Origin of the sequence: Enterococcus spodopteracolus (assembly GCF_030441955.1) — a bacterium.
In the GTDB taxonomy this organism is placed as follows: domain Bacteria; phylum Bacillota; class Bacilli; order Lactobacillales; family Enterococcaceae; genus Enterococcus_B; species Enterococcus_B spodopteracolus.
Window position 1 is genome coordinate 1 of the sequence record NZ_JARJHD010000083.1, and the last position, 587, is coordinate 587.

Below are 587 nucleotides of genomic sequence, written 5' to 3' on the forward strand. Positions count from 1 at the left end.
TTCCCGAACGGCACGGTCGATGTGTTCCGTGGCTGGGTCAGCAGTATCGGTAAGGCGGTGACGGCGAAGGAAGTGATCACCCGCACGGTGAAAGTCACCAATGTGGGACGTCCGTCGATGGCAGAAGATCGCAGCACGGTAACAGCGGCAACCGGCATGACCGTGACGCCTGCCAGCACCTCGGTGGTGAAAGGGCAGAGCACCACGCTGACCGTGGCCTTCCAGCCGGAGGGCGTAACCGACAAGAGCTTTCGTGCGGTGTCTGCGGATAAAACAAAAGCCACCGTGTCGGTCAGTGGTATGACCATCACCGTGAACGGCGTTGCTGCAGGCCAGGTCAACATTCCGGTTGTATCCGGTAATGGTGAGTTTGCTGCGGTTGCAGAAATTACCGTCACCGCCAGTTAATCCGGAGAGTCAGCGATGTTCCTGAAAACCGAATCATTTGAACATAACGGTGTGACCGTCACGCTTTCTGAACTGTCAGCCCTGCAGCGCATTGAGCATCTCGCCCTGATGAAACGGCAGGCAGAACAGGCGGAGTCAGACAGCAACCGGAAGTTTACTGTGGAAGACGCCATCAGAAC

Annotated in this window: 2 protein-coding genes; both read left to right on the top strand. The window is 57.1% G+C overall.

Going from position 1 to position 587, the window contains the following annotated elements:
- The coding region (locus tag P3R27_RS14635) for a phage tail protein (RefSeq protein WP_301399158.1) at positions 1–408 on the top strand (408 nt) is incomplete at its 5' end.
- A 15-nt stretch (positions 409–423) separates the two neighbouring features.
- Positions 424–587, top strand: a 164-nt coding sequence (gene gpG, locus P3R27_RS14640; RefSeq protein ID WP_000479131.1) for a phage tail assembly chaperone G, incomplete at its 3' end; no start/stop codon positions are given.